Genomic DNA, 16,220 nt, shown 5'->3' with positions numbered 1-16,220 from the left:
CCTCATCTTTTTTCACATTTTTACTAGCTTTTTCATTTTAGCCCTTTTTCATATATTTGCAAAAGTGAGATGCACCCAATTTGGATGAAGTGCGCGACCCAAATGTGAAATATCCGAATCAGAAAAAGAACGGCAAGATTAAAGTAAACTTAAAAGGCAAAAATCCGACGGATGTTTGGCAGTTCCCAAAAGTTACGTCGGGGAAAAACCGAGCTTCAAAAGAACGCACGCCTCACCCCGCTCAATTTCCTGTTGCTGTTGTCGATCGCATCATCAAGTCTGCATCAAATTTAAACGACATTGTTTTAGATCCGTTTATGGGTTCCGGTACTACAGCAATTGTGGCTCTGGGTTTGCAGCGTCAAGTTATTGGATTTGAAATTAGGGCTGATTACTGTGAGATTGTCGCTAGTAGAATAGATATTTTTTTGACGGACAAGGAACTCACAGAAGCACAGTTATCTTTATTCTAAAGTTGGTAATTGCAGCAATTTATAAACTTTAACTATTTTATAGATTGGTATCAAATAGAACGTTGGAGGTTAAGTAAAGCGATCGCTGAACACTCAGCGGCAATCTCGCTTGGCTAGCTTACTGAAGCCGATAATTGCTCAAAAAATTAGGAATGTCTGCCTAAATTCATAAGTCCTGCGCCTTGAAAAATCAAATTTTACGAGAATGCAAAACACTCGTTTCACATTCTCGGCAGCAGTAACGCAAGCAGCACCCAAAGCCCCCAGAACCTGCACAAAACTCAAAAACAATGGTTGAAATCCGAGCAGGGTTCCCAAGAAGTCCAGGGAATGATTATTGTCACTCCGATGCTTGATGGCGTTGCCATCAACAAGTATTTTCCGGACAGACTGTTGAGAATGGATGGGCGGGTATGAATGACTAGCACAACCAGCGATACAGAGATTATTTTTACCTCTGCATCCGTTCAACTCCCGATCGATTGCTTGAATAGTAACTGCGAAGTCACAACACCAACCTGGAAAGAAATAGAATCCACGTCTCTACTCCCTCAAAAGGAACTGCAAGATCGGGAATGGCAAGGAGATTAAATTGATAGACCGCTAATTTGGGATTTACGGCATCGCTTTTTTTTGTATTATTCTATAATGTTAAAGCCTTTTTTATTGCTTTCTTGTAGGTAATGGTACTGTTGTCATGAATTTTTACGATGTTTCGATCGCCTTTGTCTGTCAAGCGTTCGGTAGAAAAAGACGATAGGATTCGCTGTCTATCAGAATTCTGAAGCCCAGCCACATCAGCACAAAAGGGAAAATCTTGCTAGCATAACGGCTGAGAATCAAAGCAATACCAGGTAGATGCGTCAGAGTATAGGACATAAACAGCCAGCAGCAAATAAAAAAATAGCAAATCGGTACGATCACAGCCAGATTTTGAATGCTGCTACTAGCAAATAGGGGAATATAGATGCCAAGATTGTTACCACCGTTAGAAATCGTGACTGCGGAAACGCGATAAGTCTGCGGATCGCGAATTATTTCCCAGAGCGATCGCTGCCGAGAATCAAATCCGCGAAATTTAGAGTTTCTTTTCAGATTATCTGACTTATCTTCGGCTGAATCATCCTTGTTAAGGTTGAGTAAATTATTCAAGCCAATTAGTATCGGCAAAATCCCCAGTAGCCCTGTCCAAGTTGAGGGAATTGCTAGCCCCAGCAAGAAACCAACTAAACTTACCATGATTAAGGCAGTGAACCCTATAAGCTCACCCACCACAATGTGTTTAGGACGAAAAGTACGATTAACCTCACTGAAGAAAGCCGTCAGATAAATGTTGTCGTCAAACGTTGTTGCGACAGCAACAGCCAGTCCGATCTTAATTGTTGCAATTAACCAATCCATTACCATCTCTCACTCAACACCTATCCGATCGCCGAAACTACAGATTTCTCAACCGCTGTGAAAAATCACCATAATCTCGGTATGATAACGTGAGTATCGCATATTGGGTGTAACAAGCGAGCAAATTTGGTAGTTTATCCGTATCAAGCGGTGCTTCGACTTGAGCCCCATCTTCAATTCATCCAAGAATGTCCATCACCTGTGTTTATCAAAGGAGTCATTATGATTAGCCGTTTGATTGACCTTCTGCCTAGAGGCGCAGGTCAAAATATCTTACGGTCGCTCAGTTCGTCGGCCACTCGCAGATCTGCCGCCTATCGGTTTGCAGGTCTGTTTTGTATCGGCCTGGTCTCGGTTTTGGTCTTGAGTCTGGCTTTTGACAGTCATGCTGTTGCCGCTTCTGCCTCTGGCAATGTAGTCTCCCCTGTAGTAAGTCAGGTAAATCAGGTCAAATTGCCTAAAGACTCAACAATCCGGTTACTAGAAACGGTGGGACTGTTCGTGGGGGGCATACTTTTCTGTGTAGTTTTGGATCGCTGGTTTTCTAACCGTTCTGCTCATTCGGGCAACACACCCTTAGCTGAGCAAGCGCGGCGGCTCAAGCAACTCAAAATCGGTTATCCAGAGGGTATGACAAATCTGGAAGTCCTGCGCGCTCAAGGTTTGCTCGAAAGCCGTTTGCGACCATTTGGGCTGAGTGTTACTTGGACAAGCTTCTTATCAGCTTCTGCTCTGATAGAAGCACTGAGCAATGGGACGATCGATTTCTGCGGTGGCGGTGGTACGGCCAGCATCTTCTCGCAAGCAGCAGATCATGTGTTTGTGCGGGTGGCTAAAGAAAAATATACTGCTCCCAAAGGTCAAGCGATTCTAGTACCAGAAGATTCGCCAATTCAGACGGTTGCCGACCTGAAGGGTAAAAAGATAGTTTTTGACAAAGGCTCAAGCGCCCATTATGTGCTGGTGCGAGCACTGGCAAAAGTAGGATTAGAGTTTAGTGACATTGAGCCAATTTATCTGACCCAGCCACAGGCGCTGCCCCTATTCCGCGCGGGTGAGGTCGATGCTTGGGTGATTTGGGTTCCCTACACGACAACTCAAGTCCGAAGTGCTTATCCAGGGCGCTCGATTGCAGACTTAGAGAGCATCTTTGGTGACAAAGCCTCTTTAGAAGTTCCGACCTATTACTACGCGATTCCAGAGTTGGTACGCGACTATCCCGACTTGCTCAAGGTGATTTTAGAAGAGGTAAATGAAGCGGGAGCTTGGGCTAAGAAACAGGAATTAGAAGCTGCTGTGCGATTGGCAGAACACCATCAAATAGATCCATCCATTGTAGAAATTTTACAGCAACGTAGTGCCGAACGCGCTATTATCCCGATCGACGACCAATCGCTCACGGCCCTACAGCACCAGGCAAATATGTTTAGAGATTTAGATCTGATTCCTGAGCGGGTGAATGTGAAAGATGGAACCTATAGTTTGCAGACCAAGCAAAACTGGACTTATTAATCTGAGAATTATACTCGAGTGTAATTTTTGTCTGATATGACCTATGTTTTTTTTAGCACAAGTCGGTAAAATATCAGCTCTGTTTGGGTTTCCGGCGGGGTTGTCACTCCGCCATCGGCAAACCTACATCTTGATTAGCTGCATTGTCCGCATTTTGCCTAAAAAAAAGCCCTCAACTTTGTGAGGGCTTTGCGATGCCAGGAACGAGACTTGAACTCGTGACACGTGGATTTTCAGTCCACTGCTCTACCAACTGAGCTATCCCGGCTTGTTTTTTCGCGCTTTACTATCTTAGCAGACACATACAGAATTTAGCAAGCACTTTTCTCAATTAATTTTCGATCGCCCGGAACCGCCCGCCTGTAAGCTAAAAGCTGCAACCTAAAATCCAAAAATCGCAATGGCACAGCAACATCTGGACAGCGGGAGTAAGAGTCTGCTTGTCTTGGGCATAATTTGGCTGCTGGGGGCAATTAGCGATCGCCTCTGGTTTGCCCTCGATCGATCTGTCCCGGCGTGGGATCAAGCAGAATACCTGACTAGCACCCTGAAATACTTGCAGGCGTTGCAGCATCCTCAGTGGCTTTCCGGGGAGTGGTGGACAAACTTCTGGCTGCTTTCGACGAAAATTCCGCCCTTGGCATACATCTTAACGGTTCCGTTTCTTCAGGTTTTCGGTACTGGGGGCGATCGGGCAACCCTCGTTCATTTATTATTTAGTGCAATTCTCCTCGCCTCAGTCTACAGTCTGGGCGTCCAATTATTTAACAGGCAAGTCGGTTTGTGGGCCGCTGCAATTTGCGTTTTGTTACCGGGACTTTATCGGTTCCGCTTGCAATTTTTACTCGACTATCCCCTCACTGCTGCGATTACTTTTGCTTTCTATTGTCTGACAATGTGGAAGGCTTCTGAAGGAACGAGGAAGAAGGAAGAAGGAAGAAGGAAGAGAAATCAAGGAAGAGAAATCAAGGAAGATTTTCCCCATTCTCCGGATCTCCCCCTCTCCCCCTCTCCCAATCTCCCCCTCTCCCCGTCGTCTTTCTTTTGGGCGATCGCCTTTGGACTTTCTCTCGGCTTATCAATATTAGTTAAACACACTACAGTCTTATTTCTATTTACCCCGATTGTCGGGTTGGCTGTTGGTGCGGTGCGACAAAAAGCTTGGGGAAGATTAGGTCAATTAACTGGTGCTTTGTTGCTGTCGGTGGCGGTGTTTGGTCCGTGGGCGAAAACCAATTGGCTGTTAATTTTGACCGGGGGAAAACGGGCAACGCTGGATTCTGCGATCGCCGAAGGAGATCCGGCCCTCAATACGATCGACGCTTGGATTTACTACGCTCAACACTTACCCGAACACGTTTCTTGGCCTCTGTTACTTGTTCCCTTAGTAGGATTAATACTTTATTGGCGTCGCCGGCAAGATAGTTCGTCAATCTTACACCTCAACTCCTGTCAGTGGCTGGCTGTTTTCTGGGGAGGAGCTTATTTAATTAATTCTCTAAATATCAACAAAGACGACAGATATGTGATACCTTATTTGCCAGTTTTATCTATTTTCTTAGCCTACTGTTTAACGCTGTGGCCTTCTCGGTGGGGACGACAAATTCGCTGGGGTACAATTGGCTTGGCAATTCTGGCGATGCTGTTCCATATGTGGCCGCTGGGAGGTGTTTTTGGACATAGCTTAGTCCAAATTATCAGTCCCGGCAATTCTAACTATCCTTACTTGGGGAAAGAGTGGCCGCACCGAGAGGTAATTGCCGAAATTATTGATAGGGAACCTTATTTGCAATCTACTTTAGGCGTGTTGCCTTCGACGCCGGAAATTAACCAGCATAATTTGAATTTTTACGGTGCTTTAGCGAATTTTCAGGTTTACGGGCGGCAGGTAGGAACGAATTTAAAAGAAGTGCCGCAAGATGTGCGATCGCTCTCTTGGTTCGTAACTAAAAGTGGCCCGCAAGGTTCGATTCGCGAACGGATTAAAAAAGCTCAAAATGCCGCCGTAACCGCAATTGAAAAAGGCGATCAATTTCAGTTAGAAAAAACTTGGATTTTGCCAGATTATACTAATTTAAATCTTTATCGGAAGCGAGTGCAGCCTGTCGAAATACAGCCGTTGAATGAAGCGCGATCGCAAGTACAATTAGATCGAGTTACTGTGGCTGCAAAAGCAGTTCCCGGAGTCGCGCTACCCGTTACTTATACTTGGTCTGGGCCTTGGCAGCAGTTGCAGTCTGGTTTAGTGTTGGTAACGTGGCAAAATCAGCAGTCTGGCAATATTCCACCGGGACAGACTTTCAGGATTTTACACGATCGCGCGATCGGCCAGGCGACTTTGCATCCGGGGATGCTGGAAGCGGATAAATTTGCTGTGGGGTTTCGAGTTGTCGATCGCACGGCGATGCTTCCTCCTGCTAATATTGCACCGGGAACTTACAATTTACAAGCTACTTATCTAAATCGTAAAACCGGTGAAACTTATCCGATTAATGTGCCGGCAGTTGGTGTTAAGATCGAGGCAGAGCCTCTGGATATGCGTTTCCAGGCAGAGCCTGGAAACGAGGATAATAAAGATAAGCCTGAGTTAGATTTGGTGACTCAATTGCGGGTGATGGCGGTTAATTTACCCAAAGGGTTGCCAGGTTTAGAACCCGTGTTCGAGCAGATTGGGCGCATCAATCAGTACGATCCAATTCAAGATTATACCGTGCAAGCGGAACAATCGTTAGAGTATCGGTTGCAGCAGGAACCAAATAATCTAGAATTGGCTTATGCTTTGGCATTTTCTAGAGTATTGCAGCAGAATGTCAAAAGTGCGATCTTCGCCTTAGAAAAAGTCACTCAACTAGACTCAAAAAACCCTTACGCTTACGCCTATCTCGCTTTCGTACACCTGTACGGCTGGCATCCCATAGCCGCTCAAACAGCCTTAAAACCTGCTCTCGCTCTCAACTCCAATCTACCGGAAATTAGAGTTTTAAACGGTGTAGCCGCTCTGATGCAAGGTAATCTCATTCAAGCATGGCAAGATTTGCAATACTTAAAAAAACTCAAAATTTAACACTCCCTTTTATTGTGGCACGGGCGCCCAGCCTCTGCTTCACTTGTGCTTCCGAATCGGTAAAAAAAAGAAAACCAATGAACAAACCAAGAATTGTCTCTCTAATTCCCAGTGCCACAGAAATTGTAGCGCTTTTAGGATTAACCGACGCCATTGTGGGCCGTTCCCACGAATGCGACTATCCCCCAGAAATCCAAAATTTACCTGTTTGCACTCAGCCTAAATTCAATCCTGAAGGAACTAGCAGCGAAATTCACAACCGCGTAACAGAATTGTTGCAAAATGCCCTCAGCGTGTATAAAGTAGAAATAGATACTTTGGAAAAATTGCAGCCGACTCACATTATTACTCAAGCTCAATGTGAAGTCTGCGCTTGTTCTCTAACAGAGGTTGAACAAGCGGTAAGCACGCTGCTGGTAAATAGCAAGCCGGAAATTATTTCTTTGCAGCCGAATCTGCTAGCAGAAATTTGGACGGATATTCAGCGAGTTGCTGATGCTTTGGGCGTAAATGGCAAAAGTGCGATCGACCTTTTGCAGTCCCGCATCAATGCTATTATCTCCCAAACACAAGCATCATCTATTCTTACAACAAAAGAGAGACTTCCCAAAGTAGCTTGTATCGAGTGGATTGAGCCTTTGATGGCTGCGGGTAACTGGATTCCCGAATTAGTGGCAATGGCGGGAGGCAATTCGCTGTTTGGAATTGTCGGGGAACATTCCCCTTGGTTAAAATGGGAATCGCTAGTAGAAGCTAATCCCGATGTAATTATTTTCATGCCTTGCGGCTTTGATTTAAACCGCACTCGCAGCGAAGCAATGCAGATAAGTAAATACGCAGAATGGCCTAAGTTGCAAGCAGTAAAAACTGGGAAAGTTTACATAACTGATGGCAATTCTTACTTTAATCGGCCGGGACCGAGATTGGTTGATTCGTTAGAAATTTTAGCAGAAATTCTCCATCCCGAAATCTTCGATTTTGGCTATCGGAGTAAGGGTTGGCAGCCCTTTTTGTCAGTACCCGCAGCTAGCTAAAGCTTTATTTATATTAATTCTCAATTGCCTGCCATACAAATAAGGACACAACAATGTTGTGTCCTTATTTCGCCTTCATTTAACCGAATCTGACATCAATTGATGCAAAAACCGCTAGTCTTACTTCACATCAGGGGGCATCAGCACCTTGTCAATTACGTGAATAACCCCGTTGCTAGCTTTGATATCAGCTTTCACAACATTAGCGCCGCCGACAGTAACTTTGCCTGTGCTAACTGCCACCTTCAGCGAGCTCCCTTCAACACTTTTAACATCGCCGGATTTCAGGCTAGTAGATAAAACCGAACCCGGAACAACGTGGTAAGTTAAAATCTTAGTAAGTTTGGCTTTGTTTTCCGGTTTGAGCAAATTCTCCACCGTTCCTTTTGGCAAAGCAGCAAATGCCGCGTCAGTCGGAGCAAAAACAGTGAAAGGACCTTTGCCTTGTAAAGTTGTAACCAAACCTGCCGATCCCAAAGCCTTTGTCAGCGTCTTGAATTGAGTGTCGCCAGATGCAATAGCAACAATATCCTTACCAGCGGCAGTTGGTGCCTCTGAAGTGCCAGTTGGTGCCGGTGAAGCAGCGGTTTTCACCTTTCCTGGAACTTGTTGAGTTTGAGTTGCATTAGCAACATTGGTGTTGGAGGTGATGTGAGCCCAAGCCGGGAAACCAATCAACGCGCTAGCGCCGATTACTCCTGCGAAACCGGTCAGTTGTTTCATCCAGCTAGGTAAATTTTGATTTTTCATTTCGCTTGCATTTCCTTATGAGATAAAACAGTGAACATGAATTGTTATGTTAGCCAAATCTCGACAAAAGGCAAGGTTGCCAGAGGCTAAGATAGCAAGAAAATTCTCTTGCATCCCCGATCGACCAAAACTTCCTTACTATAACGCAAGCTAATAAATCTGGCATCAACCGTTAAATCTGTAACTCAAAACCTCAATCACCGAACCAGTTTGGGGTAAGTCAGCAGATTTGATCGAAATCGTGTCATTATTCACTCGGCGCACCGGCGTACCATCCATCAGCGCCAAGAATTCATCTAGCGGCACCAAATCGCACGCAGCAGCATCGGCGGCTTGGGTTTTGAAATGTGTCGGAATCACCATCTTTGGTTTGAGAAGTTGCAAAGTTTGCTTCGCTTCCGCCGGAGTGTAAGCTTTGGGCCCGCCGCCCACGGGAATCAGCACTACATCGGGCCGCCCGATCAAGATTTGCTCTTCAATGCCGATCGGGCCAGCAACTCCGCCCAAGTGTAAAATCTTAACGCCCGCTTGCTGCCACAGCCAAGCCACGTTGACCCCAAATCGCCTTCCTCCCTCACGGTCTTTTTCCGTCCGAATCCCTTGAATCCGCAGCCCGTTAGACCTGTAAGCCCCTGGCTCGTACAAAAGGCCGGGATTGCCCGCAAATCCGTCGATCGCCCCTTCATCGAGCAATCGGCTGCTAATCAGAATCAAATCTGTTTGCACTTTAGGAGAGCGATAGCCTGCGGTACAGCCTAGGGGGCGAAAAGGATTCACCAGCACCCTCGCACCGCCTCCGGCGAACAAGAAGCAAGTGTGGCCCAACCACTGAACCGACAAAGAATCAGCAGTTTGAGCTTGATAGCTTTCCCATCCAGATGGTAAACCAGTTGCTAAAGCTGCTAGCAAACCCGTCTGTGCGTAACGTATTAATTGTCGCCGTTTCATCTTGTGGTTGGGGTTGTCGGGTGTTGGTCGTTTGTTGTTATACCACAAAACACAGTCAGTCGATTTTAGATTTTAGATTTTAGATTTTAGGTTTACTTGCAGCATTGAATCTAGAATCTCGAACAGGAATCTAAAATTTGGGGTTCACCACGACAGGAATGGGGGGCTTGTATCCTTTTTGGGGCGGTTCAGGTGCGAAAATGTGTACCCTACTCTCACCGTAAGGTGCTATAAGAGCGATCCCTACAAATTCATAGAAATTCAACTAAAGTCTTTCCAAGAAATTTCGCAATAATTGCTTTCCGGCGGTCGTCAAAATACTTTCCGGGTGAAATTGTACACCTTCAATGTGCGGATATTCCCGGTGTCGCACACCCATAATAGTTCCGTCTTCAACCCAAGCCGTAATTTCTAACACTTCTGGACAACTCTGCTTTTCAATTACCAAACTGTGATAGCGAGTTGCAATCATCGGCGATTCCACGCCCTGAAAAACTCCGACTCCTGTGTGTTCTACCTGAGAAGTTTTGCCGTGCATCAACAGGGGTGCAGAAACAATTTTGCCGCCGAATACTTGACCGATACTTTGATGTCCGAGGCACACTCCTAAAATTGGTAAAGTCGGACCCAATTCTTTGATTAATTCCAGAGAAATTCCCGCATCTTCCGGCCGCCCCGGGCCTGGAGAAATCACCACGGCGGCAGGCTGTAATTGGCGAATTTCTGCTAAAGAAATTTGGTCGTTGCGGTAGACTTGCACTTCGCTTGCTACGGGCAACTCAGCACCGAGTTCTCCTAGATACTGTACCAAATTGTATGTAAAACTGTCGTAGTTATCGATGACTATAATCACGGGTTAAGTTAGATTTTAGGTTTTAGATTTTAGATTTTAGGTTAACTCGCTGTCTGAAAGCAAGGGTTTCAAGATTTTAGATAGATGCCGAAGATAAAAATAGCTGCAATATAGACGAATAAAACTAAAAATCTCAAATTGGTCATCTAAAACCTAAAATTTGCCATCGCCCAATAAGTTACTAACGGGCGATCGCAATTTGAACGACTGCCCACAAAGGAGGCACCAGAAGTGCAGTACCGACGATGAGCGCAGCCATTGCCGATACCAGAACCGCTCCGGCACCGCAGTCTTTGGCAATTTTGGCTAGTTCGTGGTAGGATTGCCCGACTGTCAAGTCTACCACCGATTCGATCGCCGTATTCAACAGTTCCATGGCTAAAACTATGCCAATGGTGACGCCGATCACAGATATTTCTACAGGTTTCAGTTGCAAAAATAGCCCTAGTCCGATCGCCAAAGTGCCTATAACTGTGTGAATCCGAAAATTGCGCTGAGTTTCAAAAGCATAACTCAGACCCCCCCAAGCGTATCTAAAACTCGTAGCTAAGCTAGATGCGATTTTCCAGGACAGCTCTCGGTTGTATTTCAAGGCTTTTTTAGGCTCGTGGACTGTCTGGCTAGAAGAGTCTTGAGGCATGGGCAGAAACTGTGCGACTTGTGATGAAATTGAGGGTCTATCTAGTGTCATAAAGAACCAACTTTAATTTACAGAGATGAATGAAAGCTAAACTTTTCAAATTAACTTCATCAAGTCTAAGTAACTTTTCTAAGTTTTTACTAAAGTTCTGGTTTAATTTCAGAAAGTTATGTTGGGCTTGACATGATTTGTTAAATAACCATCAACTTCAGTTATGCTGTTTGGATCGTAAGACCGATCGCCCGCAGCAATGTTTCCTGTCGATCGAGCATTTGAGTCAGACTTTCTTCATCCGGGTGATCCCAGCCCAAAAGATGCAGAAAACCGTGGGCTGCTAGCCAAGCTAGTTCGGTCTTCAGGGGATGTCCTTGCTGCTGGGCTTGTCGGTTAGCTGTATCGATCGAGATGACGATATCACCCAAGTATAGGGGTTCCGATGACTGCATTTCCTCTAGCTGAGGACAGTCTACCTCTAAAGCTGCGAAAGCTAGTACATCGGTCGAGCGATCGAGCTGGCGGTACTGGAGGTTGAGGGCTTGCATCTCCGTATCGGCGGTTAAACGCAGACTGACTTCGTAGCCCGGGGCCGCTGGCACATCCGCCGCCTGTTTTTCCAGCCAAACGCTGAACCAATTTTCCCAGGTTTCGGCTGAAATCTCCCCGCTGGCTGCACTCTCAGGGAGGTTGGAAGCGTCGGCTGACTGCTGGGCGATCCCGTAACAGTCTTCGACGTTCACCTCGATTAACATTTTTTTGCTCTCCTGTCAAGGCATATATTCAATTTCTTTACAAATTCCAATTGCGCGATCGAACGGCAGGGGATTTTGCTGTTGCTGGAAAGATACAGTAATCTGTTAGAGATTGCAACAGGCAGGCAGAACAATCAGCTTAACTCCCGATTAAGAAATATCAAAAACATCAACAGAAATTAGAGGCTGATTGTTGACATCCCCGATTAAGAATTGAAATAGCGATCGAGAAAAGCCAAACCGACGAGCACGCCTAAAAGTCCGGCGGCTGTCAAGGCAAAATGAAACAGAGAAGTCGCCCGCTTGCGAACCATATTCCGCATCGCCAGCTTGACATAACTCGGTGGAGGTGCAGTGTTTGTCGGCGCTGTCTGGGTTTCGGCGGACTCTTCGGAGGCGGGAATTGCTGAGGGAGGTTGACTCATAAGGGTTAGTTTAGAAGGTTAACAGAGAGGCTGCCGAGAACAGACTCGCCCCGATGGTAACAAATATGTAACGTTTTGTGTAGGTGTTTTTAGTTTTTTGAGCCTCGCCACCCTATATTTTTGTAGGGGCCGGTTCGCCGACATCAAAAACCACCAAAAATTATCATAAACCCGCCCCATACCAGGGAAGAATCTACTTTCCTTATCCCTTTAACCCTCTTTCCCGCAACAAAGCATCCGCCCAAGCAGCATCTGATTCTGAAAGCGGCGGAACTGTATCGCAACTGTAATCGATCGTAAAATCATATCCCGCGCGATCGTATACTGTATTCAGCAACGCCTGCAAATCCACGATCGGCTCGACATCGGGCGATCGCAAAGGCAAAGGAAAAGACGGAATGGCATCTGAGAGATTAAACAAGTATAAATCTGCCAAGGGTCTTTGATTTGCCCGACTCACTAAAATCCGATAACTAGCTGCAATATTATTTTCTAAAATAGGCAGAGGTTCCCAACCCCGCAACAAGTCAATTTCAACGAAATGAGTGCGACTTCCGAACACCTTATCTCGCTTTTCTTCATACATTTCGCGCCCTTTACCCGGACGTTTATTTGCAGGTGAAAGCACCTCAATCACTGTCACAACTTCCTTAGCGGTCATATCTATAACCTCTAAATACCCTTCTCTAACCTCCTCTGACATGGGTAATGTAACTTTCAAAGGTACGCTAGTTAGTGCGGCGACAGCGGCATTAGAGGTAATTGAATTTCTGGGAGTGGGATTGCGCTGAATAGAAACATCAGGAATCCCGACTAACAGAGATTGTTGCCCCTTAATTTCATAAATTCGCTTTTCAATTGCAATCCGGTATTTTGGCACCAGTTGAGGAACCAATGACTCCTGAATCATACCAATCAGCAAGTGATGGACTTCTGACCAAAAATCAGGATGTTCTAAATAAGGATTCATCCCAGGAAAAGGATTAGGCATGAGCGTACTTTCCCTTTACCACTACTATTTTAGCCGCTAGATTAGAAAAACGCAGACAATATCAAACTATCATCTGCGTTAATCCGCGTGCATCTGCGGTTAAAATTCCCTAAAAATCGCCGTAACTACTAATCGCCCCCTGCAACCTCCCAATCACTTCATCAACCGAAATCGCCCCCAACTCCCCAGAAGCCCGAGTCCGAATATTCAAACTATTCGCCTCAACCTCCTTCGCACCCACAACACCCATCACCGGAATTTTATCCTTCTCAGCATTGCGAATCAACTTGCCCAAACGCTCGCTATCCTCATCAGCTTCAGCGCGAATATTGAGCGCCTTCATCTTCGCTGCCACTTCCTTCGCAAACGGCAAAAACTCCGCGCTGACAGGCAACAACCGCACCTGAATAGGTGCTAACCACAGCGGAAAATCCCCCGCATACTGCTCGATCAAAATCCCGATCAAGCGTTCCAAGGAACCGAAAGGAGCGCGGTGAATCATCACCGGACGCTTGCGAGTGCCGTCTTCAGCAACGTATTCCAAATCAAAACGTTCTGGCAAATTGTAATCTACCTGAACTGTTCCTAATTGCCATTCTCTATCCAAAACATCTTGGAAAATGAAATCGAGTTTTGGCCCGTAAAAAGCGGCCTCCCCAATTCCCTCAAAATAATTCATTCCCAAAGTTTCCACCGCGCGGCGGATTGCACCTTGAGCCTTTTCCCAAGCTTCATCGGAACCGATGTATTTCTCTAAATTGTTCGGATCGCGGAAACTCAAACGCGCCTTAAAGTTTTTCAGTTGCAGACTCTTGAATACTGACAGAATCAAATCCACCACATTTAAAAATTCTGCATCCAATTGTTCCGGCGTTACAAATAAGTGGGAATCATCCACCGTAAAGCCGCGCACCCGCGTTAAACCGCCCAATTCTCCCGATTGTTCGTAGCGGTAAACTGTGCCAAATTCCGCTAAGCGCATCGGCAATTCTCGATAGGAACGCAATTCGCTTTTGTAAATCTGAATGTGAAAAGGGCAGTTCATCGGTTTCATGACAAAACCCTGTTCGTTTGCTGCCGCTTCTTCATCCTCCGCCATCAGCGGAAACATATCTTCTTTGTATTTTTGCCAGTGTCCAGAAATTTTGAACAAATCTACTCTGGCGATGTGGGGAGTCACAACTTGCAAATAGCCGCGCTTGATTTGTTCTTGTTTCAAGTAATCTTCTAAAATACTTCTCAAAACAGTGCCTTTCGGCGTCCACAAAGGCAAACCCGGCCCCACCGGATCGGCAAAGATAAATAAGCCTAATTCTTTGCCTAATTTGCGGTGATCGCGCCTTAATGCTTCTTCTTTACGGTGTTTGTATGCTGCTAATTGTTCGGGAGTTTCCCAAGCTGTGCCGTAAATGCGCTGTAACTGAGCTTTGGTTTCGTCGCCGCGCCAGTACGCGCCTGCTAGGCTTTCTAGCTCGATCGCCTTTGGATTCAACTCACTGGTATTTTCTAAGTGAGGCCCGGCGCACAAATCCCACCATTCCTCGCCCAAATGGTAAAGAGTAATTGGTTCGATCAAACCTTCTAAAATTTCTAATTTGTAAGGTTCGTTAATCTCCTTAATTCTGCGTTCCGCTTCCTCGCGGCTGACTTCTTCCCGAATTACAGGCAATTTACGGTTGATGATTTTGATCATCTCTTTTTTAATGGCTTTTAAATCCTGTTCCGTAAAAGGTTCGGGAGTGTCAAAGTCATAATAGAAACCGTTTTCAATCCAAGGGCCGATCGTTACTTGCGCCTTGGGAAATAACTTCTGCACCGCCATCGCCATAACGTGGGAGGTGGTGTGGCGAATTTTTTTTAGTGCCTCCGACTCACTCGTGCGGGGCAACTCAATCTTAACGGACTCTTCTGGAGGGGACATGGATTCTGAGCTAGACATCGGCTGAATTAGCAATTAATTTAGTTGCAGTTGCTTCTATCTTACTCAGATTGGGACAGCAAGCGCCGACTTCCGGCTGGGGGACACTCCGGGAAATTACAGCAACGGCCCGTCAGGGTTGCGACGTTTAGTACGTCCCGCACTCCGACTCTCAGAAACCGGGTTTTTTACTATTTGGGTGCGCTTTAACCCGTCTTGCCTGAAAAAACCCGTTTTCTAACCACCCGTGAGCTCGCAAACTAATTCGGCAGGATTTGGGGATTTCGACTCAAAAATCGCTGCTGACAAAATTAAATTTATTCACACCCACCTGCTAATTGTTGTTAAATCATTGAATTTTTGTTAAAAATATGTTACAGATTGTAAAGACCGTCTAAGATTATAATAAATAAATAACCCAATTTTGATCCATGCTTAATTCCAACTTGCCCGAATCAGAATTGCTCAAAGCTTTACTGGAACCGCTGTTAGAGGATTTCAATTACTGGTTCGAGCGATCGGCAAACCTCTTAGAAACTGAGGAAATTCCTTTTCTGAGCGGCGAAGAGCAATCTGACTTGGTGGCGCGAGTCAAACAGGCTCAGCAAGAAGTAGGCGCAGCTCAAGCTCTATTTCAAGCAACCGGAGGTCAAGTTGGGATTGAAACCGCAGCACTAATGCCGTGGCACAGACTTCTCGCCGAATGCTGGCAAGTATCGGCGCGTTTTCGCTCATTGCAGTCAGCTCCCCCTGGAAAATAAAAAGGCCTGTTCAAGTTCAACCCGCAGTCAAATCCCAAACCTTGGGAAATGTGGCCACCCACTTGACAACCTCAAACCGATTTCCAGTTAATAAGTTATTACTTGCTGAAACACATTTGTAAATTGCTGTGTGGCTGTTTAGCCCGGAGGAGAAAATAATGTTGCACCTGCTTTATATTTTAGCTTTTACCGTTCTAGCCTTTCTGGCAGTCGGTAACTTAATCCGCAGTCTAGTCACCGTAGGTATGGAGTCCCAGCGCCCTCAACAATTCAGGGCAAATAATCACTACGCATCCTATCCTCGCTCTCAATCTGTACCGCATCCAGAACTTTTAGACGAACACGGAAACGTTGTCAATGAGCCGCTGTTAGTGATGCGTTCGCTGACTGTGCAAGACGCCCGCGAACAATTAGATGCTCTCTACAAATCATCTCCGGGCGGCAACGACGAAGGGGGCGAACTAGCCTGATACAACCACAGCCACAGCATTTATACTCAGGCGCTATGCCTCAAAAAATATAGGACTTACACCCTAGGTGTCCGAAACTCTTTTTCTTCATAGATTTTTGCTGAAAATCGTTTCCGCTGGCATCGGAACAATCATTTTCCGAGTTCAGTGCGAGCTTATACCATTTTTTTAAAGATGTGATAGAGATAAAGAATGTAAAATCCAAGACCATCCGGTGAGAAAACAAATGAC

16 protein-coding genes and 1 tRNA gene are annotated in these 16,220 nt (G+C 45.8%); 7 read left to right on the top strand and 10 right to left on the bottom strand.

Annotated elements, in window-relative coordinates; genetic code table 11:
• Positions 1–80: 80 nt before the first annotated feature.
• The gene (locus QUA53_RS27020) at positions 81–473 is read left to right on the top strand and encodes a site-specific DNA-methyltransferase (protein ID WP_333100831.1); all 393 of its coding nucleotides are present in this window, start codon (positions 81–83) and stop codon (positions 471–473) included.
• A gap of 417 nt (positions 474–890) precedes the next feature.
• Positions 891–1,064 carry a hypothetical protein gene (locus tag QUA53_RS27015; RefSeq protein ID WP_333100830.1) on the top strand — a complete coding sequence of 58 codons (174 nt, stop codon included), beginning with the start codon at positions 891–893 and terminating at the stop codon, positions 1,062–1,064.
• A gap of 141 nt (positions 1,065–1,205) precedes the next feature.
• On the opposite strand, the gene QUA53_RS27010 is transcribed toward QUA53_RS27015, so the two are convergent.
• The gene (locus QUA53_RS27010) at positions 1,206–1,874 is read right to left on the bottom strand and encodes a cadmium resistance transporter (protein ID WP_333100828.1); all 669 of its coding nucleotides are present in this window, start codon (positions 1,872–1,874) and stop codon (positions 1,206–1,208) included.
• A 363-nt stretch (positions 1,875–2,237) separates the two neighbouring features.
• On the opposite strand from QUA53_RS27010, the gene QUA53_RS27005 reads away from it, so the two are divergent.
• The gene (locus tag QUA53_RS27005; protein WP_333249221.1) at positions 2,238–3,386 is read left to right on the top strand and encodes an aliphatic sulfonate ABC transporter substrate-binding protein; all 1,149 of its coding nucleotides are present in this window, start codon (positions 2,238–2,240) and stop codon (positions 3,384–3,386) included.
• A 195-nt stretch (positions 3,387–3,581) separates the two neighbouring features.
• Here the strand turns inward: QUA53_RS27005 and QUA53_RS27000 are convergent.
• A tRNA-Phe gene (locus QUA53_RS27000) sits at positions 3,582–3,654 on the bottom strand.
• Between the two features lie 132 nt (positions 3,655–3,786).
• Between QUA53_RS27000 and QUA53_RS26995 the strand changes: the two genes are divergently transcribed.
• Together QUA53_RS26995 and QUA53_RS26990 are read left to right on the top strand one after the other, a co-directional pair.
• The gene (locus QUA53_RS26995; RefSeq protein ID WP_333100826.1) at positions 3,787–6,450 is read left to right on the top strand and encodes a phospholipid carrier-dependent glycosyltransferase; all 2,664 of its coding nucleotides are present in this window, start codon (positions 3,787–3,789) and stop codon (positions 6,448–6,450) included.
• Positions 6,451–6,527: 77 nt separating this feature from the next.
• Positions 6,528–7,484, top strand: coding sequence for a cobalamin-binding protein (locus tag QUA53_RS26990; RefSeq protein WP_333100825.1), 957 nt, complete (start codon positions 6,528–6,530; stop codon positions 7,482–7,484).
• A 120-nt stretch (positions 7,485–7,604) separates the two neighbouring features.
• Here QUA53_RS26990 and QUA53_RS26985 read toward each other — a convergent pair whose 3' ends face one another.
• From QUA53_RS26985 to thrS, 8 genes are all read right to left on the bottom strand, one after another.
• Entirely contained in the window at positions 7,605–8,234 is a 630-nt protein-coding gene (locus QUA53_RS26985; RefSeq protein ID WP_333100824.1) for a fasciclin domain-containing protein, read from the bottom strand.
• A gap of 165 nt (positions 8,235–8,399) precedes the next feature.
• Positions 8,400–9,182, bottom strand: coding sequence for an MBL fold metallo-hydrolase (locus tag QUA53_RS26980; protein ID WP_333100822.1), 783 nt, complete (start codon positions 9,180–9,182; stop codon positions 8,400–8,402).
• A gap of 265 nt (positions 9,183–9,447) precedes the next feature.
• On the bottom strand, positions 9,448–10,035 hold the full coding sequence (locus tag QUA53_RS26975; protein ID WP_333079394.1) for an aminodeoxychorismate/anthranilate synthase component II: 588 nt from the start codon (positions 10,033–10,035) through the stop codon (positions 9,448–9,450).
• Positions 10,036–10,216: 181 nt separating this feature from the next.
• Complete coding sequence (locus QUA53_RS26970; RefSeq protein WP_333100821.1) at positions 10,217–10,726, bottom strand: diacylglycerol kinase family protein; 510 nt, start codon at positions 10,724–10,726, stop codon at positions 10,217–10,219.
• 161 nt (positions 10,727–10,887) lie between these two features.
• Positions 10,888–11,424 (bottom strand): rRNA maturation RNase YbeY, encoded by a 537-nt coding sequence (gene ybeY, locus QUA53_RS26965; RefSeq protein WP_333100819.1) that lies wholly within the window; start codon positions 11,422–11,424, stop codon positions 10,888–10,890.
• Positions 11,425–11,630: 206 nt separating this feature from the next.
• Positions 11,631–11,849 carry a DUF3285 domain-containing protein gene (locus QUA53_RS26960; RefSeq protein WP_333062727.1) on the bottom strand — a complete coding sequence of 73 codons (219 nt, stop codon included), beginning with the start codon at positions 11,847–11,849 and terminating at the stop codon, positions 11,631–11,633.
• A 202-nt stretch (positions 11,850–12,051) separates the two neighbouring features.
• Positions 12,052–12,840: a DUF4058 family protein gene (locus QUA53_RS26955; protein WP_333100817.1), complete on the bottom strand. Its 789-nt coding sequence runs from the start codon at positions 12,838–12,840 to the stop codon at positions 12,052–12,054.
• Between the two features lie 109 nt (positions 12,841–12,949).
• Positions 12,950–14,779 carry a threonine--tRNA ligase gene (gene thrS / locus QUA53_RS26950; RefSeq protein WP_333100815.1) on the bottom strand — a complete coding sequence of 610 codons (1,830 nt, stop codon included), beginning with the start codon at positions 14,777–14,779 and terminating at the stop codon, positions 12,950–12,952.
• 410 nt (positions 14,780–15,189) lie between these two features.
• Between thrS and QUA53_RS26945 the strand changes: the two genes are divergently transcribed.
• Both QUA53_RS26945 and QUA53_RS26940 read left to right on the top strand, forming a co-directional pair.
• Positions 15,190–15,519 (top strand): DUF2605 domain-containing protein, encoded by a 330-nt coding sequence (locus QUA53_RS26945; protein WP_333100813.1) that lies wholly within the window; start codon positions 15,190–15,192, stop codon positions 15,517–15,519.
• A 158-nt stretch (positions 15,520–15,677) separates the two neighbouring features.
• Positions 15,678–15,989, top strand: coding sequence for a DUF2973 domain-containing protein (locus tag QUA53_RS26940; protein WP_333068140.1), 312 nt, complete (start codon positions 15,678–15,680; stop codon positions 15,987–15,989).
• Positions 15,990–16,220 lie beyond the last annotated feature (231 nt).

It is taken from the genome of Microcoleus sp. Pol12B3, from assembly GCF_036701355.1.
Classification (GTDB): Bacteria; Cyanobacteriota; Cyanobacteriia; order Cyanobacteriales; family Microcoleaceae; genus Microcoleus.
This window is presented reverse-complemented; position numbering and strand designations above follow the sequence as displayed.

Coding starts and splice junctions, on each gene's coding strand:
- QUA53_RS27015 (WP_333100830.1), top strand. CDS start 891: ATGACTAGCACAACCAGCGATACAGAGATTATTTTTACCTCTGCATCC.
- QUA53_RS27010 (WP_333100828.1), bottom strand. CDS start 1,874: ATGGATTGGTTAATTGCAACAATTAAGATCGGACTGGCTGTTGCTGTC.
- QUA53_RS26995 (WP_333100826.1), top strand. CDS start 3,787: ATGGCACAGCAACATCTGGACAGCGGGAGTAAGAGTCTGCTTGTCTTG.
- QUA53_RS26990 (WP_333100825.1), top strand. CDS start 6,528: ATGAACAAACCAAGAATTGTCTCTCTAATTCCCAGTGCCACAGAAATT.
- QUA53_RS26985 (WP_333100824.1), bottom strand. CDS start 8,234: ATGAAAAATCAAAATTTACCTAGCTGGATGAAACAACTGACCGGTTTC.
- QUA53_RS26980 (WP_333100822.1), bottom strand. CDS start 9,182: ATGAAACGGCGACAATTAATACGTTACGCACAGACGGGTTTGCTAGCA.
- QUA53_RS26970 (WP_333100821.1), bottom strand. CDS start 10,726: ATGACACTAGATAGACCCTCAATTTCATCACAAGTCGCACAGTTTCTG.
- ybeY (WP_333100819.1), bottom strand. CDS start 11,424: ATGTTAATCGAGGTGAACGTCGAAGACTGTTACGGGATCGCCCAGCAG.
- QUA53_RS26960 (WP_333062727.1), bottom strand. CDS start 11,849: ATGAGTCAACCTCCCTCAGCAATTCCCGCCTCCGAAGAGTCCGCCGAA.
- QUA53_RS26955 (WP_333100817.1), bottom strand. CDS start 12,840: ATGCCTAATCCTTTTCCTGGGATGAATCCTTATTTAGAACATCCTGAT.
- thrS (WP_333100815.1), bottom strand. CDS start 14,779: ATGTCTAGCTCAGAATCCATGTCCCCTCCAGAAGAGTCCGTTAAGATT.
- QUA53_RS26945 (WP_333100813.1), top strand. CDS start 15,190: ATGCTTAATTCCAACTTGCCCGAATCAGAATTGCTCAAAGCTTTACTG.
- QUA53_RS26940 (WP_333068140.1), top strand. CDS start 15,678: ATGTTGCACCTGCTTTATATTTTAGCTTTTACCGTTCTAGCCTTTCTG.